Raw genomic sequence first — 22,321 nt, forward strand, 5'->3', positions numbered from 1 at the left:
GCCGATGACCAGCTCGACCTCCCTGCTGGTCATCGCCGTGGCGCTGGTCCTGCTCGGCGGGGTGTTCGCCGCGGCCGACGCGGCGGTGAGCACGGTGTCGCAGGCCAGGGCCGAGGGCATGGTGCGGCTCGGCCGCGCCGGGGCCCGCCAGCTGGTCGCGGTGATCGCCGAGCGCAGGCGCCACATCAACCTGCTGCTCCTGCTGCGGCTGGGCTGCGAGCTGACCTCCACGGTGCTGGTCACCGTGGTCTTCCTGCGCTGGATCGAGCCGGTCTCGCTGGCCGTGGTCGTGGCCGGGGTGGTGATGGTCGTGGTCAGCTACGTGCTGATCGGGGTCGGCCCGCGCACCATCGGCCGCCAGCACCCGTACCGCGTCGGCCTGGTGGTGGCCGGGCCGGTGCGGGCGCTGGGCACCGTGCTCGGCCCGCTGAGCAGGCTGCTGATCCTGCTGGGCAACGCGATCACCCCGGGCAAGGGCTTCCGCGAGGGCCCGTTCACCTCCGAGGTCGAGCTGCGTGAGCTGGTCGACCTCGCCCAGGAACGCGGCGTGGTGGAGGACTCCGAGCGCGAGATGATCCACTCGGTGTTCGAGCTGGGGGACACGGTGGCGCGCGAGGTGATGGTGCCGCGCACCGAGATCGTCTGGATCGAGCAGGGCAAGACGGTGCGCCAGGCGCTCGCGTTGTCGCTGCGGTCCGGGTTCACCCGGCTGCCGGTGATCGACGAGTCGGTGGACGACATCGTCGGCGTGGTCAACATCAAGGACCTGGTGCGGGCTTCGATGGCCGACGGCGGTGCCGCCCGCGAGGTGCGCGAGCTGATGAGCCCGGCCAGTTTTGTGCCCGACTCGAAACGGCTGGACGAGCTGCTCAAGGAAATGCAGGTCTCGCGCCACCACCTGGCCATCGCGATCGACGAGTACGGCGGCACGGCCGGCCTGCTCACCATCGAGGACATCCTGGAGGAGATCGTCGGCGAGATCACCGACGAATCCGACGCCGACGAGCGGCCGCCGGTCGAGGCGCTGGACGAGTCGTCGGTGCGGGTGTCGGCCAGGCTCAGCGTGGACGACCTCGGCGAGCTGTTCGGCATCGAACTCGAGGACCACGACGTGGAGACGGTCGGCGGCCTGCTCGCGCAGCGCCTCGGCCGGGTGCCGCTGCCGGGTGCGGAAGCCGAGGTCGCCGGGCTGCGGCTGCACGCCGAGGGCGGCAAGGACCGGCGCGGCCGGATGCGGATCACCACCGTGGTGGTGCGCGCGAGCGACGGGCTGGCCGGGCGGCGCGTGCGCGTGCCGCGTGACGAACGGGACGAGCGGAACGAACGGGATCGGAGCGTGGAGCATGCCTGAGGAGCTCGGGGCCGAGGACGAGAAGATCGTCATTCTCGCCCGCTCGGCCAGGGCGCGGAACGGCGCGGCCGAAGGGGCGGCCGTCCGGGACACCGACGGCCGCACCTATGCGGCGACCAGCGTGAACCTGCCCTCGTTCAAGCTGACCGCGTTGCAGGCCGCGGTCGCCGCCGCGGTGTCCAGCGGTGCCGAGGGCCTGGAGGCGGCGGCACTGGTCACCGCGGAGCCCGCGTTCCCCGAGCAGTCGGTGCACGCGGTCCGTGATCTTGCCGGGAATGCCCCTATTTTTCGCGCGGACCCTTCCGGATCGGTGCAGGAAGTGTTGCGCTAGGGCGTGACCTGACCGCCACTCGCCGACCGCTGGAGACCGTGTGGACTTCGGGATCCTGGGCCCACTCGAGATCATCGGCATGCCCTCGGGCACCATCAGCGCGGGCAGGCAGCGCTGCCTGCTGGCCATGCTCCTGCTCGAACCGGGGCAGGTGGTGCCGCTGGAGCGGATCGCCGACGCGCTGTGGGGCGAGCAGTGGCCGGACACCGTGCGCAACGCCGTGCAGGTGGTGGTCTCCCGGCTGCGGCGGTCGTTCGCCGGGCATCCGGTCCAGGTGCTGGCCAGGGCGAACGGGTACCTGATCGACGTCGCGCCGGAGCGGGTCGACCTCCATCGGTTCCGCGCTTCGGTGGCCAAGGCGCGGGAGCTGGCCTGGCACGACGACGCGGCGGCGGCCGAGTTGTTCCAGCGCGCGCTGGGCCTGTGGCGTGGCGCGCCGCTGGCCGGGATCGAGTCCGAGCTGATCTCGGAGCGGATCGCGCCCGCGCTCGAGCACGAGCGGGTGGGCGCGCTGCTGGACTACCACGACGCGGTGCTCCGGCTGGACCGCGCGGCCGAGCTGGTGCCCGCGCTGCTCGCGCTCACCCACGAGCACCCGTTCGAGCAGCGGCTCTGGGCGCAGCTGATGATCGCGCTGCACCGCACCGGCCGCACCAGGGACGCGCTGGCCGCCTACCGCCGGCTGCACCGGCGCCTGACCAGGGAACTCGGGCTGGAGCCGATGGCCGAGCTGCGCGCGCTGGAGCAGGCCGTGCTGCGTGGTGAGTCGCTGCACCACCAGCCGCGGGTCCGCGCGCCGCGGCGCGACGCGTTCGACGGCCCGGCCCAGCTGCCGCCGACCGTCGGCGACTTCACCGGCCGCACCACCGAACTCGCCGAGCTGGTCCGCACGCTGACCGCGGCGGGGGAGGCCGTGCCGGTGGTGACGCTGGCCGGGCAGGGCGGGGTCGGCAAGACCACGCTCGCCGTGCGGGCCGCCCACCTGGTCGCCGACCGGTTCCCCGACGGCCAGCTCTACGTCGACCTGTGCGGTACGCAGGAGGAAGTGCGCGACCCGGCGCGGGTGCTGGCCAACTTCCTGCTCTCGCTCGGCGTGGACGGCGGCGCCATCCCGGACGACCTGGCCGACCGGTCGGCGTTGTTCCGCAGCAAGCTCGCCGGGCGCCGGGTGCTGGTGCTGCTGGACAACGCGGCCGGGGAGGACCAGGTCCGGCCGCTGCTGCCGGGGTCGGCGGGCTGCGCGGTGGTGGTCACCAGCCGCGCGCGGCTCAGCGGGCTGGAGGGCGGGCGCGCGCTCGACGTCGAGGTGTTCACGCCGGAGCAGGCGCGGGCCTTCCTCGCCGGGGTGGTCGGCCAGGACCGGATCGACGCCGAACCCGGCGCGGTCGACGAGATCGCCCGGCTGTGCGGGTACCTGCCGCTGGCGGTCCGCGTGGCCGCCGCGAAGCTGGTCGCGCGGTCGCGGCTGGGCATCGGCCAGCTCGCCGCCCGGCTGGCGGGCGAATGCGGCAGGCTCGACGAGCTGGTGGCCGGTGATCTCGCGGTACGGGCCAGCCTGGCGCTCGGCTACACCGGTCTGCGGCAGGCGGAGCAGCGGGCGCTGCGGCTGCTCGGGCTGCTCGACGTCACCGACTTCGCCTCCTGGGTCTGCGCCGCCCTGCTCGACGTGCCCGCCGCGGAGGCGGAAAGCACGCTGGAAGCGCTGGTCGACGTGCACCTGGTGGAGGACGTGGGCACCGACGTCTGCGGGCAGACGCGGTACCGGCTGCACGACCTGACCCGGCTCTTCGCCAGGGAACGCGCCGAGGAAACCGAGTCGCCGGAGGAGATCACCGCCGCGCTGGGCCGGGCGCGCCGGGCGTGGCTGGCGCTCGCCGAGGCCGCCGACGACCTGCTCGACAACCGCACCCTGGAACGGATTTCCGGTGGTCACGACCGGCCGTTCACCGGTGAGCCCGAGGTGCTGGGCGGCAACGCGGCGGGCTGGTTCGACGTCGAGGCCCGCAATCTGCAAGCCATCGTCACCGGCGGCGCGAGCATGCCCGTCGGCTGGCAGATCGCCGAGGCGCTGGTCGGCTACTTCGAGTACCGCGTGCTCGGGCAGGACTGGGAGCGTACGCACCTGGCCGCGCTCCAGCGGTGCGAAGCCGAGGGCGACCGGCTCGGCACGGCGGTGCTGCTGCGCGGGCTGGCCGACCGCGCGTGGGGCCGCGGCAGCGCGGACTGCCTGCGGTACGCGCGCCAAGCCGAGCAGCTGTTCGCCGAACTCGGACACGACACCGGGCGCGCGCAGGCGCTTTCGCTGCTCGGGCTCGGCCTGCGGCTGGAAGGCGCGTACGACGAGTCGATGGCCGCGTACGCCGAGAGCCGCCGCCTCAGCGGGGAGCAGGGCAAGCACCGCACCACGATCCTGTCGCTGATCAACGAGTCGATCATCCACCGCGTCCGCGGTGAGGCCGACCAGGCGCTGCGGTGCGTGCTGGAGGTCCGCCGCCTGGCCGGGGCGATCGGCTTCGCCAGGGCGGAGGCCGAGGCCTGGATGCGGCTGGGCAATCTCCGGCAGGACCGGCGCCAGTGGGACGAGGCGGTGGACGCCTACCGGACCGCCGCGGCCGGGTTCCGGCGGCTCGACCACACCGGCTTCCACACGCTCACCCTCACCCACCTCGGTGACCTGCACCTGCGCACCGGCGACCTGGCCGCCGCCGAGGACACCCTGGAGCAGGCGGTCGAGGTGGCGCAGCACTACCGGCACCACTCGACCAGCTTCCTGCCGATGGAACTGCTCGCCGCGGTCCACCTGGAGCAGGGCCGCTACGACCTGGCCGCGGCCGAGCTGACCGGGTACGTGGCCGAATACCGCGAGCGCCGGCTGGTCGCGCGGCTGCCCGGCGCGCTGGCGAAACTCGGCAGGGCACTGCAGGGAACCGGACGGGTGGCCGAGGCCGTCGAAGCCTGGACCGAAGCCCGCGCGCTGTACCTGGAACTGGGTGACCGCGCCGGCGCCACCGAGCTGGACGAGCTGCTCGGGGGGATCACCGAGTCGACGGCGTGAGGCGTCAGGGAGGATGGGCGGATGAGCACCACCACCCACCGCTCCGGTTTCGCCTGCTTCGTCGGCCGCCCGAACGCGGGCAAGTCCACGCTGACCAACGCGCTGGTCGGCAGCAAGGTCGCGATCACCTCGAGCAAGCCGCAGACCACCCGGCACGCGATCCGCGGCGTGGTGCACCGCGAGGACGCGCAGCTGGTCATCGTGGACACCCCCGGCCTGCACCGGCCGCGCACGCTGCTCGGCGAGCGGCTCAACGACATCGTGCACTCGACCTGGTCCGAAGTGGACGTTGTCGGGTTCTGCGTGCCCGCCGACGAGAAGGTGGGTCCCGGTGACCGGTTCATCGCGGCCGAGCTGACCAAGATCGCCCGCCGCACCCCGGTGATCGGCGTGGTCACCAAAACCGACCTGGTGCCGAAGGAGCGGGTGGCCGAGCAGCTGCTCGCGCTGCAGAACGTGATGGAGTTCGCCGAGCTGGTGCCGGTGTCCGCGGTGGACGGTTTCCAGGTCCGGACGCTGGCAGACCTGCTGGTGTCGCGCCTGCCCGAGGGCCCGCAGCTGTACCCGGACGGCGACCTGACCGACGAGCCCGAGCAGACCCTGGTCGCCGAGCTGATCCGCGAAGCCGCGCTCGAAGGCGTGCACGACGAGCTGCCGCACTCGATCGCGGTGACCGTCGAGGAGATGCTGCCGCGCGAGGGCCGCGACGACCTGATCGACGTGCACGCCTTCCTGTACGTGGAGCGGCCCAGCCAGAAGGGCATAATCCTGGGGCACAAGGGGGAGCGGCTGCGGGAGGTCGGCGCGAGCGCCCGGCGCCAGATCGAGGCGCTGCTCGGCAGCAAGGTCTACCTCGACCTGCACGTCAAGGTGGCGAAGGAATGGCAGCGTGACCCCAAGCAGCTGCGGCGGCTGGGTTTCTAGAGGGCTTCTACTGATGACTGTTGACGGAGGAGGGGGCGGATGACCGGTCCGTTTCAGCAACCGCCTGGCGGCTACGGCTACGGCCCCGGGTACGGCTACGGCCCGCCCAACTACGGGCCGCCGCCGGAAAACCACCTGGTGTGGGCGATCCTGACGACGATCATGTGCTGCCTGCCGCTGGGCGTGGTGGCGATCGTGAAGTCGAACCAGGTGCACACGCTGTGGTACTCCGGGCAGTTCGAAGCCGCGCACAAGGCCGCCGACGAGGCCAAGAAGTGGGCCATGTGGTCGGCGCTGAGCATGGTCATCCTGCTCGCGCTCTACATCGTCTTCGTGGTTTTTGTGCTGGGACTCGGGTTGTTCGGCATCTTCGGGGCGGCGTCGTCGGTATGAGCCAGGCCGCGGGTGAGTACACCGGTATCTACAACGGGATCCCGGCGCGTACCTTCGCGGAGCGGGCCAGGGCGCTGGGCCCGCCCGCGGCGGTGGTCGCGGCCGGGGCCGCGGGCTGCGTCGCGGTGCTGCTCGGCGACCCGACCACCCCCGGCGGTTTCCTGCCCGTCTGCCCGACGCACTCGCTGCTGGGCATCGCCTGCCCCGGCTGCGGCGGGCTGCGGATGATGTACAGCCTGCTGCACGGGGATCTACTGGGGGCGCTGCACTACAACGCGCTGTCGCTGATCGTGGTGCTGCTGTCGGTGTGGAGCATCGTGGCGTGGGCGGTCGGCCGGTGGCGTGGCCGTTGGGTGAACAGCTGGCTGCACTGGCGGTGGACCCCGCTGGTCTTCGGCGTGGCGTTCGTCGTCTGGTTCGTGGTGCGCAACCTGCCGTTCGCGCCGTTCACCGCGCTGTACGTGTGAGCCGGGACGGAAAATTCGGCGAAATGCCGGTGGAACCGGCGCCGGTCGCCTACCGTCCTATCGCGACGTCACGGCGTCGGGGTACCGATCGGTGCCTGCCCGCACCCCTGGTCACCCGACCGAGTACGCTCCCGCGCACCGGCCTGCCTCGGGGGGCGACCGTGACGACATGTTCAAGCCGACTGAAGTGAGCGAGGGGGAAGCCCCATGACCAATCCCTACGGTCAGCAGCAGCCCTACGGCCAGCAACCGCAGGGTCAGCCGCAGCCGGGCTACGGGCCCCCGTCGGGTGGCACGCCGGCCCCGTACGGTCAGCCGTCGCCGCCGTACGGTCAGCCCGCTCCCTACGGTCAGCAGCAGCCCTACGGCCAGCCGTCGCCCTTCGGCGGCGGTCCCGGCATGGGTGGTCCCGGTGGTCCCGGCGGCTCCATCCAGGAGATCCCGGACTACAAGGGCTGGGCCATCGCCTCGCTGTTCCTCGGCGGCGTCCTGCTGGGCATCTTCGCGATCATGAAGTCGAACGAAGTCGGCCAGTACAAGATGCAGGGCAACTACCAGATGGCGGAGCAGGCGTCCCGTACCACCAAGACGATCTGCCTGATCTCCACCATTCTCGGCGGTCTCGGCTGCGTGGTCGGCCTGATCATCTTCATCGTCAGCCTCGCCGCGCTCTGAGCCCGTGTTTCCACCTTTCACCGTTCCAGCCTCTTTGGGGGATTCTCGATGACCAATCCATACGGCCAGCAGCAGCCGGGTTACGGCCAGCAGCCCGGTGGCTACGGCCCGCCGTCCGGTGGCATGCCCGCGCCCTACGGGCAGCCCGCCTACGGTGCCCCCGGCGGCGGCTTCGGCGGCCCGCCCGGAATGCCCCCCGGCGGCCAGGACATCCCGGACTACAAGGGCTGGGCGATCGTCTCGCTGTTCCTCGGCGGCGTGATCCTCGGGATCTTCGCGATCATGAAGTCCAACGAGGTCGGCCAGTACAAGATGCAGGGCAACTACGCGATGGCCGAGCAGGCCTCGCGGACCACGAAGACGCTGTGCCTGATCTCGACCATCCTGGGCGGCATCGGCTGCGTGGTCGCCATCATCATGATCATCGTCGCGATCGCGGCCGGTACCGCGGCGTACGACTCGTACTCCGAGATCACCAGCTCGTACGACTACTGCGACTACACCACCTCCTGCTGACCCGGTAGTGGGACGATAGGGCGGTGAGCCGTCTCTACCGCGACACCGGGGTGGTGCTGCGGACGTACAAGCTCGGCGAGGCCGACCGGATCGTCAGCTTCCTGACGCGGCGGCACGGCAAGGTCCGTGCCGCCGCGAAGGGCGTCCGCCGCACCAACTCGCGGTTCGGCGCCCGCCTCGAACCCTTCGTGCACGTGGACGTGCAGTTCCACACCGGCCGCACGCTCGACGTGGTGACCCAGGTGCAGACCCTGGACGCGTTCGCCATGCCGATCGTGGCCGACTACCAGCGCTACACCTCGGCCAGCGCCATCGTCGAAACGGCCGACCGGCTCACCGTGGAAGAGGGTGAGCCCGCACTGCGGCTCTACCTGCTCGTCGTCGGCGCCCTGCGCGCGCTGGCGGACGGCGAGCGCGACTCCTCACTGGTGCTCGACGCCTTCCTGTTGCGCGCGATGGCCTTCGCCGGCTGGGCGCCCGCGATCGACGAATGCGCCCGCTGCGGTGAACCCGGCCCGCACCGCGCGTTCAGCGTGGCCGGCGGCGGCGCGATGTGCCCGCGGTGCCGGATGGCCGGTTCGGTGCACCCCGCCCCGGAGATCTTCCAGCTGCTCGGCGCGCTGCTCCACGGGGACTGGACCACCGCCGACGCCGCCACCCAGAGCACCCGCCGCGACGCCAGCGGCCTGGTCGCCGCGCAGTTGCAGTGGCACCTGGAGCGCCAGCTGCGGTCGCTGCCGCTGGTGGAGCGACGTGCCCGCGATGCCGAGGTCACCGGGAAGTAGGGTCGGGTGGAAACGTACCCGCCCGAATGACCTGGAGGACGACCGTGCGGCTCAGGGGACGCTCCACACCGGCGTCGCAGGTGCCCTTGCGGGCGCCCGAACCGCATCCTTCGGGGGCGCGGCCGCCGGAGATCCCGGCCGAGCTGGTGCCCAACCACGTCGCGCTGGTGATGGACGGCAACGGTCGGTGGGCCAACCAGCGCGGCCTGCCGCGGATCGAGGGGCACAAGCGCGGCGAGGCGGTGATGATCGACGTCGCCAGCGGCGCGGTGGAACTCGGCGTGAAGTGGCTGTCGGTGTACGCCTTCTCCACCGAGAACTGGAAGCGCAGCCCGGAGGAGGTGCGCTTCCTGATGGGCTTCAACCGCGACACCATCCGCCGCCAGGTCGACTACCTCGGCTCGATCGGGGTGCGCATCCGCTGGGCCGGTCGCCGGCCGCGGCTGTGGCGCAGCGTGATCAACGAGCTGCAGGCGGCCGAGGAGAAGACCAGGCACAACACCACGCTGAACATGACCATGTGCGTGAACTACGGCGGCCGCGCCGAGATCGCCGACGGGGTGCGGCGCATCGCGCAGCTGGCCGCCGAGGGCAAGATCAACCCGGACAAGGTCGACGAGCGCACCATCGCCAAGTACCTGTACCAGCCGGAGATGCCGGACGTGGACCTGTTCCTGCGCCCGTCCGGGGAGCTGCGTACCTCGAACTTCATGCTGTGGCAGTCGGCTTATGCCGAGTTCGTCTTCCAGGACACCCTTTTTCCCGACTTCGACCGCCGCCAGCTGTGGGCGGCCTGCCTCGAGTACGCCAAACGTGACCGGCGATTCGGTGCCGCGGTGGACGCGGCGTCGTCGGCCGGAGGAGCCTGATGACCACCGAAGCCGCGGACACCGCGAACCTGCTCACCCTCGCCCGCTCGTCGCTCGAGCGCTACCTCGATGTGCACGTCGACGACGACGGGGCGCTCACCTTCATGCACGCGGACGTGCCGTGCGTGGTGCAGGCGACGCGCCTGGCCGACGGGCTGACCGTGCTGAGCCTGACCTGCGTGGTGGCCTGGGACCTGCCGGACGACCAGTCGATCGCGGCTTCCGCGGCGGAGCGCGCCGGGCAGGGCCTGTTCGGCACGCTGGGCGTGGTACACACCGAGCGGGGGATGGACGTCACCCTGCGTTACGCCTTTCCGGCTGAGGGCATGGACCCGTCTCCGCTGGGCACGCTGCTGATGCTGGTGGTTTCGACCGCTTCGCAGCTGCGCACCGACCTGCTGGGCATCCCGGAGTCCTGACCGACCTGGGCTGGTGTCACGAATGTGGCTTTCGAGACGCCAAACGTCTCGAAAGCCACATTCGTGACATGTGCTCGCCGCGCGGCTCGCGTCACGCCGCTCCCGGCCCGGGGATGCTCCCGGCGGCAGCGCCACCCCACCTCGGTGACCGGCCCGCGCCACCCCGGCGCTCCCGTCTGCGGGTGGGGCGTCTGGCATAGTCACGAAGGTGGGAATCATTTCCGGCAACGCGGAGGGTACGGCCCGCAGGAAGCCGAAGATCACCTCCATCGAGGTGCTCTGCGCGGTGCTGTTGATCGCGATTCTCGCGCAGGGCTGGCTCCAGCAGGTCCTCGACGTGCCCGCGCTGCGCACCGGCTCCACCGTCTTCGTCGCGGTTTGTGTGCAGGCGCTGCCGTTCCTCGTGCTCGGGGTGCTGATCAGCGGCGCGATCGCCGCGTTCGTCCCCGCGCGCGTACTGCGCCGGGTGCTGCCGAAGCGCGAGGGCGCCGCGGTCGGGGTGGCCGGGCTCGCGGGAGTGGCGCTGCCGGGATGCGAGTGTGCTTCGGTGCCCGTCGCGCGTCGGTTGATGGGGCAGGGTGTTGCGCCCGCCGCGGCGCTGACCTTTCTGCTCGCCGCGCCCGCGGTGAACCCGGTGGTGCTGGTGGCCACCGCGGTCGCCTTCCCCGGCGAGCCGATGATGGTGCTCGCGCGCTTCCTCGCCTCGCTGGCCACCGCGATGGTGATGGGCTGGCTGTGGGCCCGCTTCGGCAAGCTCGAGTGGATCGCCGAGCGCGCGCTGCGCCGCCTGCCCGACAGCGAACCGGGCTCACGCTGGAAGACCTTCGCCGAGATCGCCCGCACCGACCTGGTCGAGGCGGGCGGCTTCCTCGTGCTGGGCGCGCTGATCTCGGCCGCGCTCGGCGTGCTCGTGCCGCCGGAGTGGTTTGGCGTGCTGGGCGAGCAGATCGTGCTCGGCATCCTGGTGATGGCCGTGCTGGCCGTGGTGCTCGCGCTGTGCAGCGAGGCCGACGCCTTCGTCGCCGCCTCGCTCACCGCGATGCCGCTGCTGCCGAAACTGGTGTTCCTGGTCGTCGGCCCGGCGGTGGACGTCAAACTGTTCGCGTTGCAGGCGGGCACCTTCGGCCGGTCGTTCGCGCTGCGGTTCGCCCCGGTCACCTTTGTCGTCGCGACCACCAGCGCGGTGCTCGCCGGATCGTTCCTGCTCGGAGGTTCGTGATGCGGCGCGAAACGCAGAACATCCTGCTCGTCCTGCTCGGCGGGGCGCTGCTCAAGATCAGCCTCAACGGCGACTACCTGCGGTACGTCAAGCCCGCGCACCAGCCGTGGATCATCGCCGGTGGCGCGATCATGGTGCTGCTCGGCGTGCTCGCCATCGGCCGCGACCTGGTGGCCGCCCGCAGGGCCGCGGCCCCGGCCGGACACGCGCACGAAGGCCACCAGCACCCGGCCCGCTCGGCGTGGCTGCTGATGGTGCCGGTGCTCGCGGTGTTCCTGGTCGCCCCGCCCGCGCTCGGCTCGGATTCGGTGACCCGCACCCAGGGCCGCACCCCGCAGTCCTCGGCGCTGCGGGACGCGCAACTCTTTCCCGCGCTGCCCGAGCAGCAGGTGGTGCCGTTGCCGGTTTCGGAGTTCGTCACCAGGGCGGGCTGGGATTCGAGCGGTTCGCTCAACGGCCGCACGGTTTCGCTGTCCGGGTTCGTCGCCCGCGACGGCGCCGACGTGCTGCTGGCGCGCCTGGTCATCGGCTGCTGCGCGGCCGACGCCAACCCGGTCACCGTGCGCCTGCTCGGCCCGGGCACCGAGGGCCTGCGGCCGGACACCTGGATCGAGGTCACCGGCGTGGTCGTGCCCGGCACCACCACCCGCGAGACGAACTACACCCCGGACCTCACCCTCGCCTCGGTGCGCCCGGTACCCGCGCCGAAGGACCCGTACGAATACTGAAGACCTACTGAGCGGCTAGCGCGCTTTCCGAGAGACGGCCGACGATCGCCGGTGCCTCCCGCACGAGCGAGTCGTCGGTCAGCGCCTCCACCATGAACAGCGCGAAGTCCACGCGCCGCGTCAGGTTGCTGGCGAGGATCGGGTCGCCGACGTGACGGCTCCACACCGGCAGCCCCTGGCTCTCGCCCTCTTCGAGATCGCTGCCGCGCACGACCGTCCACCGCCGGTCGCTGTCGAAGATCCGGCGGCACGCCTCGACCTGGTCGTCGATCTCGACCACGCGCGCCAGCTTCGCCAGCCTGGTGGCGACCCGGACGCCGGTTCTGAACCGCCACGAGTACCGGTCGAGCCCGTCCCGGCTGATGTGCCAGCCACACGAGAAAACCAGCCGCGCACCGGGTTCGGCGTGGTCGAGCACGGCCTGCGCGGTGCCCGACGAGTACTGCCGCACACCCCACGGCACGAGCACGGTCAGCACGCCGTCGCAGCCCGCGACCGCCTTCCGGATCACCTCCGGATCGTTGGTCGGCCCCGGCACCACGGTGATCCGGTCCGCGAACCGGGTGAGCTTGCCCACGCTGCGCTCGCGGCACACGCCGACGACCTCGTACCCGCGATCCAGTGCCTGTCCGACCATGTACTGCCCGAGCTTTCCCGACGCGCCGATGACGCAGACCTTTTCCATGTCCCGCTCCCGCCTTCCGGACTTACGTTGTAAGTAACGCTAGACTTACGCTGTAAGTACGTCAAGGAGGGCACATGCCGAAGCGCGCACCGCTGAGCCGGGAGCGGGTGATCACCGCAGCGATGGAGCTGGCCGACGAAAAGGGCGAAGCCGGGCTCACCATGCGGGCGATCGCCGGGAGGCTGGGCGTGGAGGCGATGTCGCTCTACAACCACGTCGGCGGCCGGGACGACATTCTCAACGGCATGGTCGACGCGGTGTTCGCCGAAATCGAGCTGCCCGCCCCGGGCGGGGACTGGAAGGCGGCCATGCGCGACCGCGCGGAATCAGCGCGCGCGGCGCTGCGGCGTCATCCCTGGGCCGTCGGCCTGATGGACTCGCGCAGCCAGCCGGGCCCGGCGACGCTGCGCCACCACGACGCGGTGCTCGGTGTCCTGCACGCGGGCGGTTTCTCCGTGCCGATGGCCGCGCACGCCTTCTCGGTGATCGACAGCTACCTCTACGGTTTTGTGCTCCAGGAGCTGAGCCTGCCGTTCACCAACACCGAGGAACTTGACGAGGTCGCCACCGGAATCGCCCGCGACGCGCCCGTCGACGCCTATCCGAACCTGATGGAGCTGATGACCGAGCACGTTCTCCAGCCCGGTTACACCTACGCGGGCGAGTTCGAGTTCGGCCTGTCGCTGATCCTGGACGCGTTGCGCCCGGACGAAACCTAGTTTTCCTTGGAACAGTCCGCGCAGAGCCCGACGATTTCCACGGTGTGCGAAATGTCGGAGAAACCGTTGCCCGAGGCGATCTTCTCCGCCCAGCGCTCCACCGCCGGGCCCTCCACCTCGACGGTGAACCCGCACCGGCGGCAGACCAGGTGGTGATGGTGGTGCGAGGAGCAGCGCCGGTAGATCGCCTCGCCGGATTCGGTGCGCAGGACGTCGATCTCGCCTGCCTCGGACAGCGACTGCAGCGTCCGGTACACCGTGGTCAGGCCGATGCCCTCACCACGCTTGCGCAGCTCGTCGTGGAGTTCCTGCGCCGACCGGAAGTCGTCCACCGTGGCCAGCAGCTCGACCACGGCCGCGCGCTGCTTGGTGGACCGGCGTCCCGGCAGCGGGGCCGGTCCTCGGGTCGGGATGCTCACTACTGCTTGCCTTCCTGCACGTGTGCCACCGCGTCCACCACGATATGCGCCAGGTGGTCGTCCACCAGCCGGTAGACCACCTCGCGGCCGCGCCGCTCGCCGTGCACCACCCCGGCCGCCTTGAGCACCCGCAGGTGCTGGCTGATCAGCGGCTGCGCCACCTCGAGCGAGTCGACCAGTTCGTGCACGCAGCGGTCGCCGTCACGCAGCTGCAGCACGATCGAGATGCGCACCGGGGCGGCCAGCGCGCGCAGCAGCTCACCGGCCTCGACCAGGGTGGCCGCGGACGGCGTCGGCGCGTGCGGGGACGGCGTCCTGGCCGGCGAGTGCACGTGCTCGGCGTCCTCCGGCAGACCGGGTGGTGCGGCGTCCGGGCTCACCGTCGGCATCGTCCACTCCAGCGGTTGGCGAAAAGGGTTGTCCTTACCATCCTAGTGCCCATCTCAGGGACTAGGCCGTTCGAGTGACATCCGGTCGAAATCGTGAGTAAGTTTCCTATCTTGTGGACGGCCGTGCGAAGTTGGCCGCACCGCGGGGTCTGGGGACGCGCGAGCAACCCCTGCGCGTGGTCACGCGTGAGACACGGCAAGAGCGCCTATGAAGCTGAGGAGCCATGACGCGTTTTGTGACGAAGCTGGCCGCCGGTACGACGGCACTGGCCTTCGCGGTCGCGCCCGGGGTGGCGTCGGCCCAGGTCGACGAGGAGACCGGCCCGGTCGCCTACGCCAACGCCGCGGCGGCGAAGGTCGGCGAGGGGGAGAATGCGGGCACCCTGGTCACCGAGACGCAGAAGTCTCCGCTCAAGGCGGGCGAGTCGAGGCTGTCGCAGGACCGCATCCTGCTGCCCAAGGACGACGGCGAGAAGAACGCCATCGGCCCGAACTACCTGGTGCACCTCGGCAAGTACGACCCGGCGCACAGCCCGTACCCGGAAGGCGTCGCAAGCCGCGACCACAACGTCGTGGCGACGCTGAAGGACAACAACGTGCCCACGGCCACCGCCGAGACCAACTACGCGCTGCAGGACACCTCGATCGGCGGCCACAGCGACCTCGAGAACACCCTCGTGGTGCTGAGCGGGGCCAAGACCAGCGTGGAATGCGCGGGCAGTGACAAGGTCACCGGCACCACCACCGCGGAGAAGCTCTGGGTGCGCAACGCCGACGGTGAACTCGTCGAAGAGAAGGTGCCCGCCGCCGGCGGTGAGGTAAAGCTGACCGACCTGCCGTTCGGCGCGCCGCGGGACACCGACGCCAAGGTCGGCGTCGAGGACCCCGCCAAGACGCGCTCCGACCTGACCGTGCGCCCGATCTCCGAGTTCGACTCGCTGCTGCGCCAGGACCAGTGGCGCAAGGGGGAGCTGAACGCCGCCGCGGGCTGGCTCGTCGAGGTCGTCACGCGCGTCAAGGACAAGGACGACAAGGTCATCGAGGAAGTCCCGAGCCGGTACGTGCTCGGCGGGGTCAGCTGCTCGATCCCGGAGAACTTCAAGCCGTCGGAGCCGCAGTCGAGCACCCCGCAGGTGCCGACGAAGATCCCGGCGGGCGCGATCACCCCGGAGCACACCGATGGTGGCGTGTCGCCGCTGGGCCTGTCGCTGCTCGGTGGTGGCTTGCTGCTGGGCACCGGTGCCGTGCTGACGCTGCGCCGTCGTCCCGCGCCGGCCGAGCGGAAGAGCTGACCTGGTGGAAACGCCTCCCGTCGAGCCGGAAGTCCCGCGCCGCCGCAAGCTGATCGCGATCGTGCTCGCCGTCGTCGCGGTGGTGGTCACCGGGGTCGGGATCTGGGTGCTGGCCAGCGGCCCCGAGCCGGTGCCGGTGGCCCAGCCGCCCGCCCCGGTGCCGGTGCGGGTGCCGGCGGAGACCTCGGCCCCGGCCGCGCCGGTGCAGGTCGCCGAACCCGCGCAGAGCCCCGGCACGGTCCGGCTGCCCGAGGGCGGCACGGCGAAGCTGGTCCGCAAGGAGGTCACCGCCGACGGCGTGCTGCCGATCCCGGACGGCCTCGACGAAGCCACCTGGTGGGGCGCCAAGCTCGGCGACAGCCAGGGTGCGGCGCTGCTGTCCGGCCACGTGAACTGGAAGCGGCAGAACGGCCCGTTCGACGAGCTGTGGCGCAGCAACCCGGGGCAGGAGGTGAGCGTGGTGGACACCGGCGGCGGGCAGTGGAAGTACCGGATCACCGAGGTCCTCACGCTGCACAAGAACGAACTGCCCCAGCACGCGCAGCAGCTGTTCGGCCAGGACGGGCCGCACCGGCTGGTGCTGGTGACCTGCGGCGGTGACTACGTGGGCGGTACCGAGGGCTATCAGGACAACCGGATCGTGACCGCGGAGCTCGTCTCGCGGCCGTGATCCGCGTTTGCCTTTTCACCCAAGGTAAACCCCTCGCGGAGGGCGCGGAGCGCAGCGGATACCCTGACAGTTCCAAGTCAGATGTTCGTCCCCGCATGTCACGGAGCGTGGAGTGCCCGCCAACACCATCGAGACCGTAGTCAGTCTCTGCAAGCGTCGTGGTTTTGTCTTTCCGTGCGGGGAGATCTACGGGGGTACCCGGTCGGCGTGGGACTACGGCCCGCTCGGCGTGGAGATCAAGGAGAACATCAAGCGCCAGTGGTGGAAGTCCATGGTGCAGGGCCGCGACGACGTGGTCGGCCTGGACTCCTCGGTGATCCTGCCGCGCCCGGTGTGGGTGGCCTCCGGTCACGTCGAGGCCTTCGTCGACCCGCTGGTCGAGTGCCTGTCGTGCCACAAGCGCTTCCGGGCCGACCACCTGAGCGAGGAGTACGCCGAGCGCAGCGGCAAGGAGATCGCCGAAGGCGACCTGACCGACGTGCCGTGCCCGAACTGCGGCACCCGCGGCCAGTACACCGAGCCGCGTGAGTTCAACGGCCTGCTCAAGACCTATCTCGGTCCGGTCGAGTCCGAGGAGGGCCTGCACTACCTCCGCCCGGAGACCGCGCAGGGCATCTTCGTCAACTTCCTCAACGTGCAGACCACCTCGCGGAAGAAGCCGCCGTTCGGCATCGGCCAGATCGGCAAGTCCTTCCGCAACGAGATCACCCCGGGCAACTTCATCTTCCGGACCCGCGAGTTCGAGCAGATGGAGATGGAGTTCTTCGTCGAGCCGGGTGAGGACGAGGTCTGGCACCAGCGCTGGATCGACACGCGCACCGAGTGGTACACCGATCTCGGCATCAAGCCGGAGAACCTGCGCCACTACGAGCACCCCAAGGAAAAGCTGTCGCACTACTCGAAGCGGACGGTGGACATCGAGTACCGCTTCGGCTTCGGCGGCCAGGAGTGGGGTGAGCTGGAAGGCATCGCGAACCGCACCGACTTCGACCTCACCACGCACTCGAACCACTCCGGCGTGGACCTGTCCTACTTCGACCAGGCCAGCGGCCAGCGCTACCGGCCGTTCGTGATCGAGCCGGCGGCCGGTGTCGGCCGGTCGATGATGGCCTTCCTGGTCGACGCCTACACCGAGGACGAGGTGCCCAACGCCAAGGGCGGCGTGGACAAGCGCGTGGTGCTGAAGCTGGACTACCGGCTCGCGCCGTACAAGGTGGCCGTGCTGCCGCTCTCGCGCAACGCCGACCTCACGCCGAAGGCCCGCGACGTGGCGGCCGCGCTGCGCAAGCACTGGCACGTCGACTTCGACGACGCCGGGTCGATCGGCAAGCGCTACCGCCGCCAGGAGGAGATCGGCACGCCGTTCTGCGTCACCGTCGACTTCGACTCGCTCGAGGACCACGCGGTGACCGTGCGCGAGCGCGACACCATGCGCCAGGAGCGGATCTCGATCGACCAGCTGGAGTCCTACCTGGCCGCGCGGCTGATCGGCTGCTGACCCCTGACGGATGTCATGGGCAGGTCGTGACGAGCGGCCTGGGGTCCGGGCGGCCTCCGGCGCGACGCTGGAGGCATGACCAGAGATTCACACGCGGTCCGGCTTTCGGGGCTGCGCAAGCACTACGGGACGGTCCGGGCGGTCGACGGCGTCGAGCTGGCCATCGCGCCGGGTGAAGTCGTCGCCCTGCTCGGGCCGAACGGCGCCGGGAAGTCCACCACGGTGGACCTGCTGCTCGGGCTGACCCGGCCGGACGCGGGCACGGCCACGATCTTCGGGCTGAGCCCGGCCGAAGCGGTGGCCGACGGCGTCATCGGCGCGATGCTGCAGGGCGGTGCGCTGCTCGAAGACGCGACCGTCGGCGAGATGGTGGAAATGGTGGCGTCGCTGCACCGCGCGCCGCTGCCGGTGGGCGAGGCGCTGCGCCGCGCGGGGGTCACCGAACTCGCCGGGCGGCGCGGGACCAAGCTGTCGGGCGGGCAGAAGCAGCGCGCGCGGTTCGCCATCGCGCTGGTCAGCGATCCGAGCCTGCTGGTGCTCGACGAGCCCACCGCGGCGATGGACGTCGGCACGCGCCGGGAGTTCTGGCGCGGGATGCACGAGTTCACGAACACCGGCCGGACCGTGCTGTTTGCCACGCACTACCTCGAAGAGGCCGAGGACTTCGCCGACCGGGTGGTGCTGATGCGCGGTGGCCGGGTGGTCGCCGACGGTTCGGTGGCCCAGGTGCGGGCGCTGGCCGGTGGCCGCACCATCCGCGCGGTGGTGCCCGGCCTGAGCGCGGCCGTGGCCGGGGAACTGCCGGGAGTGTCCGATGTGGAGCAACGCGGTGAGCAGGTGGCGTTGTCCAGCCGGGATTCCGATGCCACCCTGCGTGCGCTGCTGCGCGAATACCCGGCGGCACACGAGATCGAGGTGTCCGCGGTCGGTCTCGAAGGCGCGTTCCTGTCCCTGACCGCCGAAGGGAGCGCCCGATGAGCCTGGCCTATCTGCGGCTGGAGATTCGCCGCACCTTCCGCTCCACCCGGTTCGTGGTTTTCGCCGTGGTCTTCCCGGTGGTGATGTTCCTGTTGCAGGCCAACCTTTTCCTGCCAGCCGGGACGCCGCACCGGGCGGAGCTGGTCGGCGTGTTCATGGTCAACATGATGGCCTTCGGCGTGCTGTCGGCGGCGATGGCCGGTGGCGGCAGGCTCGCGCTGGAACGGGCGGGCGGCTGGCAGCGCCAGCTGCGGCTGACCCCGTTGTCGGGCGCCGGGTACCTCGGCGGCAAGGGGTTGTCCGGGATGCTGGTGGCGCTGCCCGCGCTGGTGCTGGTGCCGGTGGTCGCGGTGATCACCGAGGGCGTGCACCTCGGGTTCGACGGCTGGCTGCGGGCGGGGCTCGGCAGCTGGCTCGGCGCGGTGCCGTTCGTGCTGCTCGGCCTGCTGCTCGGGCAGTTCGGCACGCCGGAGTCGATGCAGCCGCTGGGCATGCTGGTGACCATGACGATGGGCTTTCTCGGCGGGCTGTGGGTGCCGATCGACACCATGCCCGAATGGCTGCGCGGGGTGTCGCAGCTGCTGCCGAGCTACTGGCTGACCCAGCTCGGCCGGGGCGCGGTGACCAGCGAGCTGTCGGTGAGCCTGCTCACCGCGGTGGCCGTGCTGGCCGGGTGGACCGTGGTGCTCGGTGCGATAGTGATCCGGCGTTACCGCGCCGACAGCGCACGGGTTTGAGGGGATCGGGCGAGATGGTGAACTGGCGGGACGGCCGGTGGGAGGACACGTCGCGGACGTCGGGACCGAGCCGGTTCCCGGTGCGCTGGCTGGTGATCTCCTCGCTGCTGTTGCTGCCGTTCGTCATCCCGTCGAGCATCGAGCTGCTGGAGCGCGAGCACCGCTGGCCGGTGCTCGTGCTGTCCTTCGCGCTGGTGGCGGGCTATTGCGCGGGGTACCTGGCGATGCCGGTGCTGTTGCCGGTGCGCCGGGTGGGCACGCGGCTCGCCTGGTGCGCCGCGCACGTGGTGGCGGGGTTCGCGCTGCTGGTGCTGTTCGGCGACGAGCACATGTACCTGATGGTGTACTCGATCTCGATGGTCGCCTTCGCGTTGCCGACGCCGATCGTGCTGGCCGTCGACGGGGTCGCGGTGCTCGGGCTGACCGGCTGGCTGCTGGTGGAGGGACGGTTCCTCGCGGAGCTGGGGAATCTGGTCACCGTGGTGTCGGTGAGCATCGCGATGTTCTTCATGGGCAGGCTTTCGCGGATGGTGCGGCAGTTGCGCGCGGCGCAGGAGGAGATCGCCGCGCTGGCGGTCAGCGCCGAACGCGAGCGGCTGGCTCGCGATCTGCACGACCTGCTGGGGCACAGCATCACCACGATCGCGGTGAAGGCCGGGCTGGCGCGCCGGATGCTGGAGACCGCGCACGACGAGCGGTCCGCCGTCGAGGAGATCCGCTCGATCGAAGGGCTGGCCAGGAGCACGCTGGCGGACGTGCGCGCCACCGTCACCGAGTACCGCGAGGTGTCACTGCCCGCGGAACTGGCCGGGGCGCGTGAGGCGCTGCGGGCCGCGGAGATCCGCGCGGAACTGCCGTCCGCGGTGGACGACGTGCGGCCGGAGCTGCGGGGTGTGTTCGGTTACGTGGTGCGGGAGGCGGTGACCAACGTGATCCGGCACTCGGGGGCGCGGGTGGTACGGATCTCACTCGGCGAAGACTGGATCGAGATCACCGACGACGGCGCGAACCCACCCGGTGCGCCGGGCAACGGCCTGCGGGGGCTGGGGGAGCGGCTGGCTGCGGTTGGTGGCTCGGTGCAAGCGGAACCACTGACCGGCGGCGGTTTCCGAGTACGAGCGAGCGCGGGGGAGGCAGCGGCGTGATCAAGGCGCGGGCGGTGATGCACCCGGCGGCGGTCTTCGGGTACGAGTGGCCGCAGGAGCCAGTGGCGGTTCCCGGGGGCGCGTGGCCGCGGAAGGTGGCGCCGGTGCGCTGGTGCGAGGGGCAGCGGGAGGTGGCGCCGGTTTTCGGGTGCGAGTGGCCGCAGGAGCCATCGGCGATTCCCGGGGGCGCGTGGCCGCCGGAGGTGGTGGCGTGATCCGGGTGCTGGTGGCCGACGACCAGGCGCTGGTGCGAGGCGCCCTGGCGGCCATGCTCGGGCTGGAGCCGGACATCGAGGTGGTGGCGCAGGCGGCCTCGGGCGACGAGGTGGTCGCGCTCGCCCGTGCCTCCGAAGTGGACGTTGTCCTGCTCGACGTGCAGATGCCCGGCAAGGACGGGCTGGAAGCCGCCGCCGAGCTGCACGCCGCGCTGCCCGGCTGCCGGATCATCGTGTGCACCACCTTCGGCAGGCCGGGTTACCTCGCCAGGGCGATGGCCGCCGGGGCGGCCGGCTTCGTGGTCAAGGACAGCCCGCCGGAGCAGCTGGTGGACGCCGTCCGGCGGGTCCACAGTGGACTGCGCGTGGTGGACCCGGCGCTGGCCGCGGAATCGCTGGCCACCGGCACCAGCCCGCTGACCGGGCGGGAGCTGGAAGTACTGCGCGCCGCCGGTGATGGGGCCACGGTGGCCGACGTGGCCGCGCGGCTGCACCTGTCCGACGGCACCGTGCGCAACCACCTGTCCGCCGCCATCGGGAAGACCGGCGCCCGCACGCGCGCGGAGGCCATCCGCATCGCCGAGGACCGCGGCTGGCTGTAGGCCCCCTCCGGATGTCACGAATGTGGCTTTCGAGACGCCAAACGTCTCGAAAGCCACATTCGTGACACTGCGAGCGCCCGCCGCCGCCTGAGCCCGGCGGCCCGGCCTGGTCCGTAGGGGGTACTCGCTACGGAGCGTGCATCTGTCAGGATTTCCCCACTATGACTGCGCGAATCCCCGGACGTGTGAGTGCTGCCCGCTGGGTGCGCCGTGCCGTGGTCGGCGCGGTGCTGATCGCGCTGCTCGTGGTCGGCGGCACCGCGGTCCGGGTGTGGCAGGTGGCCAGGCTGGACGACCGCTCCCCGGCCGACGTCATCGTGGTGCTCGGCGCGGCCCAGTACAACGGCAAGCCGTCGGAGGTGTTCCGCGCGCGCCTGGTGCACGCGAAGCAGCTCTACGACAGCGGCGTCGCCAAGTACGTGCTGACTTCGGGCGGTTCCGCGGAGGGGGACAGCTACACCGAGGCCGAGGCGGGCGCGCGGTGGCTGATCGAGCGCGGCGTGCCCCGCGAGCACACGATCGTGGTCGGGGAGGGGCGTGACACGCTCGGCACGCTCCACGCGGTCTCCGACGAGGTGCACCGGCGCGGCATGGCCAGCGCGGTGCTGGTCAGCGACCCGTGGCACTCACTGCGGGCGGAGACGATGGCCGAGGACGTCGGGCTGGACGCGTGGACCTCGCCGACCCACCGCGGCCCGATCGTGCAGACCAGGGAAACCCAGGCGAAGTACATCTTCCGGGAAACCGGGGCGCTGCTGTACTACCGGCTTTCGAAACGCCCCGCGGACGATATCGGCGGCACCGGTATCAGCTGAGCAACCGCTATTCCACACCCGCCGATCATGTGATTCTCCCGCCTTGCGGAAACAATTCTCACGCCGCCGATTCACCGGGTAACGGCGGCACCACGGAGAGCCGCCGGCTCCCGTAACCCTGGATCGGGCGCGCCAGCGCGGCCAGTCCGGCCGGGGTCAGCTCGGCCCGCACCCAGGTGCCCGGCAGGGCCGGTCCGGCCGCCCTGATCAGCCCCGCCCTGGCCAGTTCGTGGGAAGTCGCCTGGTCACTGCAGTGCAGGCCGTCCACCCTGAGGTCCGGCTCGCAGCTCGCGGTCAGCTCGGCCCGGCCCGCCTGCACCGCGCGCAGCATCGCGCGGGCCCGGTGGGTGATGACCGGTGTTCGCTCAGGAGTGACGACTTCGGCTCTTTCGGCGCTTGTCATAACTCATCACCGCCTCCGTGCT

The 22,321-nt window shown here is 71.1% G+C and carries 27 protein-coding genes; 23 read left to right on the plus strand and 4 right to left on the minus strand.

The annotated features are described in order from the left end of the window. Positions 1 to 4: 4 nt before the first annotated feature. The 13 genes from A4R43_RS40265 (at position 5) to A4R43_RS40325 (ending at position 11,732) form a co-directional block, all read left to right on the plus strand. Positions 5 to 1,351 carry a hemolysin family protein gene (locus tag A4R43_RS40265; protein WP_113696885.1) on the plus strand — a complete coding sequence of 449 codons (1,347 nt, stop codon included), beginning with the start codon at positions 5 to 7 and terminating at the stop codon, positions 1,349 to 1,351. Next, complete coding sequence (locus A4R43_RS40270) at positions 1,344 to 1,682, plus strand: cytidine deaminase (RefSeq protein WP_113696886.1); 339 nt, start codon at positions 1,344 to 1,346, stop codon at positions 1,680 to 1,682. Before A4R43_RS40265 ends, A4R43_RS40270 begins: the two co-directional genes overlap by 8 nt. 40 nt (positions 1,683 to 1,722) lie before the next feature. Next, positions 1,723 to 4,737 carry an AfsR/SARP family transcriptional regulator gene (locus A4R43_RS40275; protein ID WP_113696887.1) on the plus strand — a complete coding sequence of 1,005 codons (3,015 nt, stop codon included), beginning with the start codon at positions 1,723 to 1,725 and terminating at the stop codon, positions 4,735 to 4,737. Positions 4,738 to 4,758: 21 nt separating this feature from the next. Then, complete coding sequence (gene era, locus A4R43_RS40280) at positions 4,759 to 5,661, plus strand: GTPase Era (RefSeq protein WP_113696888.1); 903 nt, start codon at positions 4,759 to 4,761, stop codon at positions 5,659 to 5,661. Positions 5,662 to 5,700: 39 nt separating this feature from the next. Next, positions 5,701 to 6,054 carry a CD225/dispanin family protein gene (locus A4R43_RS40285; RefSeq protein ID WP_113696889.1) on the plus strand — a complete coding sequence of 118 codons (354 nt, stop codon included), beginning with the start codon at positions 5,701 to 5,703 and terminating at the stop codon, positions 6,052 to 6,054. After that, positions 6,051 to 6,521, plus strand: a complete 471-nt coding sequence (locus A4R43_RS40290) for a DUF2752 domain-containing protein (protein ID WP_113696890.1) — start codon at positions 6,051 to 6,053, stop codon at positions 6,519 to 6,521. The genes A4R43_RS40285 and A4R43_RS40290 overlap by 4 nt, the downstream gene beginning before the upstream one ends. A 207-nt stretch (positions 6,522 to 6,728) precedes the next feature. Then, entirely contained in the window at positions 6,729 to 7,196 is a 468-nt protein-coding gene (locus A4R43_RS40295; protein ID WP_113696891.1) for a CD225/dispanin family protein, read from the plus strand. Positions 7,197 to 7,244: 48 nt separating this feature from the next. Further along, entirely contained in the window at positions 7,245 to 7,712 is a 468-nt protein-coding gene (locus A4R43_RS40300) for a CD225/dispanin family protein (protein ID WP_113696892.1), read from the plus strand. Positions 7,713 to 7,735: 23 nt separating this feature from the next. Beyond that, a complete protein-coding gene (gene recO, locus A4R43_RS40305) occupies positions 7,736 to 8,497 on the plus strand; it encodes a DNA repair protein RecO (RefSeq protein ID WP_113696893.1) in 762 nt (253 codons plus the stop codon). Positions 8,498 to 8,541: 44 nt separating this feature from the next. Next, positions 8,542 to 9,366 (plus strand): isoprenyl transferase, encoded by an 825-nt coding sequence (locus A4R43_RS40310; protein ID WP_113698205.1) that lies wholly within the window; start codon positions 8,542 to 8,544, stop codon positions 9,364 to 9,366. Continuing rightward, complete coding sequence (locus A4R43_RS40315) at positions 9,366 to 9,785, plus strand: hypothetical protein (RefSeq protein WP_113696894.1); 420 nt, start codon at positions 9,366 to 9,368, stop codon at positions 9,783 to 9,785. The genes A4R43_RS40310 and A4R43_RS40315 overlap by 1 nt, the downstream gene beginning before the upstream one ends. Positions 9,786 to 9,993: 208 nt before the next feature. Beyond that, positions 9,994 to 11,004 (plus strand): permease, encoded by a 1,011-nt coding sequence (locus A4R43_RS40320; protein ID WP_113696895.1) that lies wholly within the window; start codon positions 9,994 to 9,996, stop codon positions 11,002 to 11,004. Next, complete coding sequence (locus tag A4R43_RS40325; RefSeq protein ID WP_113696896.1) at positions 11,004 to 11,732, plus strand: TIGR03943 family putative permease subunit; 729 nt, start codon at positions 11,004 to 11,006, stop codon at positions 11,730 to 11,732. Before A4R43_RS40320 ends, A4R43_RS40325 begins: the two co-directional genes overlap by 1 nt. Positions 11,733 to 11,736: 4 nt before the next feature. Here A4R43_RS40325 and A4R43_RS40330 read toward each other — a convergent pair whose 3' ends face one another. Then, positions 11,737 to 12,417 (minus strand): NAD(P)-dependent oxidoreductase, encoded by a 681-nt coding sequence (locus tag A4R43_RS40330; RefSeq protein WP_113696897.1) that lies wholly within the window; start codon positions 12,415 to 12,417, stop codon positions 11,737 to 11,739. Between the two features lie 74 nt (positions 12,418 to 12,491). Between A4R43_RS40330 and A4R43_RS40335 the strand changes: the two genes are divergently transcribed. Further along, complete coding sequence (locus A4R43_RS40335; protein WP_205215172.1) at positions 12,492 to 13,136, plus strand: TetR/AcrR family transcriptional regulator; 645 nt, start codon at positions 12,492 to 12,494, stop codon at positions 13,134 to 13,136. Here the strand turns inward: A4R43_RS40335 and A4R43_RS40340 are convergent. Then, positions 13,133 to 13,555 carry a Fur family transcriptional regulator gene (locus tag A4R43_RS40340; protein WP_269467511.1) on the minus strand — a complete coding sequence of 141 codons (423 nt, stop codon included), beginning with the start codon at positions 13,553 to 13,555 and terminating at the stop codon, positions 13,133 to 13,135. The two genes, A4R43_RS40335 and A4R43_RS40340, sit on opposite strands and share 4 nt — an antisense overlap. Then, positions 13,555 to 13,944 carry an ArsR/SmtB family transcription factor gene (locus A4R43_RS40345; RefSeq protein ID WP_113696898.1) on the minus strand — a complete coding sequence of 130 codons (390 nt, stop codon included), beginning with the start codon at positions 13,942 to 13,944 and terminating at the stop codon, positions 13,555 to 13,557. Before A4R43_RS40345 ends, A4R43_RS40340 begins: the two co-directional genes overlap by 1 nt. 224 nt (positions 13,945 to 14,168) lie before the next feature. Between A4R43_RS40345 and A4R43_RS40350 the strand changes: the two genes are divergently transcribed. From A4R43_RS40350 to A4R43_RS40390, 9 genes are all read left to right on the plus strand, one after another. Further along, complete coding sequence (locus tag A4R43_RS40350; RefSeq protein WP_113696899.1) at positions 14,169 to 15,236, plus strand: hypothetical protein; 1,068 nt, start codon at positions 14,169 to 14,171, stop codon at positions 15,234 to 15,236. A gap of 4 nt (positions 15,237 to 15,240) precedes the next feature. Further along, positions 15,241 to 15,906 carry a class F sortase gene (locus A4R43_RS40355; RefSeq protein WP_236808564.1) on the plus strand — a complete coding sequence of 222 codons (666 nt, stop codon included), beginning with the start codon at positions 15,241 to 15,243 and terminating at the stop codon, positions 15,904 to 15,906. Positions 15,907 to 16,018: 112 nt separating this feature from the next. Next, complete coding sequence (locus A4R43_RS40360; protein ID WP_113696900.1) at positions 16,019 to 17,404, plus strand: glycine--tRNA ligase; 1,386 nt, start codon at positions 16,019 to 16,021, stop codon at positions 17,402 to 17,404. Between the two features lie 75 nt (positions 17,405 to 17,479). Beyond that, complete coding sequence (locus tag A4R43_RS40365) at positions 17,480 to 18,382, plus strand: ABC transporter ATP-binding protein (RefSeq protein WP_113696901.1); 903 nt, start codon at positions 17,480 to 17,482, stop codon at positions 18,380 to 18,382. Continuing rightward, positions 18,379 to 19,119: an ABC transporter permease gene (locus A4R43_RS40370; protein ID WP_113696902.1), complete on the plus strand. Its 741-nt coding sequence runs from the start codon at positions 18,379 to 18,381 to the stop codon at positions 19,117 to 19,119. The genes A4R43_RS40365 and A4R43_RS40370 overlap by 4 nt, the downstream gene beginning before the upstream one ends. Positions 19,120 to 19,133: 14 nt before the next feature. Further along, positions 19,134 to 20,264, plus strand: coding sequence for a sensor histidine kinase (locus tag A4R43_RS40375; protein ID WP_236808567.1), 1,131 nt, complete (start codon positions 19,134 to 19,136; stop codon positions 20,262 to 20,264). After that, positions 20,261 to 20,479: a hypothetical protein gene (locus A4R43_RS40380; RefSeq protein ID WP_113696903.1), complete on the plus strand. Its 219-nt coding sequence runs from the start codon at positions 20,261 to 20,263 to the stop codon at positions 20,477 to 20,479. The genes A4R43_RS40375 and A4R43_RS40380 overlap by 4 nt, the downstream gene beginning before the upstream one ends. Continuing rightward, positions 20,476 to 21,081, plus strand: coding sequence for a response regulator transcription factor (locus A4R43_RS40385; protein WP_113698210.1), 606 nt, complete (start codon positions 20,476 to 20,478; stop codon positions 21,079 to 21,081). Before A4R43_RS40380 ends, A4R43_RS40385 begins: the two co-directional genes overlap by 4 nt. A 161-nt stretch (positions 21,082 to 21,242) precedes the next feature. Next, positions 21,243 to 21,896 carry a YdcF family protein gene (locus tag A4R43_RS40390; RefSeq protein WP_113696904.1) on the plus strand — a complete coding sequence of 218 codons (654 nt, stop codon included), beginning with the start codon at positions 21,243 to 21,245 and terminating at the stop codon, positions 21,894 to 21,896. Positions 21,897 to 21,954: 58 nt separating this feature from the next. Here A4R43_RS40390 and A4R43_RS40395 read toward each other — a convergent pair whose 3' ends face one another. Beyond that, positions 21,955 to 22,299 carry a hypothetical protein gene (locus tag A4R43_RS40395; RefSeq protein ID WP_236808569.1) on the minus strand — a complete coding sequence of 115 codons (345 nt, stop codon included), beginning with the start codon at positions 22,297 to 22,299 and terminating at the stop codon, positions 21,955 to 21,957. Positions 22,300 to 22,321 lie beyond the last annotated feature (22 nt).

The sequence above is a fragment of the Amycolatopsis albispora genome, assembly GCF_003312875.1.
Taxonomy (GTDB): Bacteria; Actinomycetota; Actinomycetes; order Mycobacteriales; family Pseudonocardiaceae; genus Amycolatopsis; species Amycolatopsis albispora.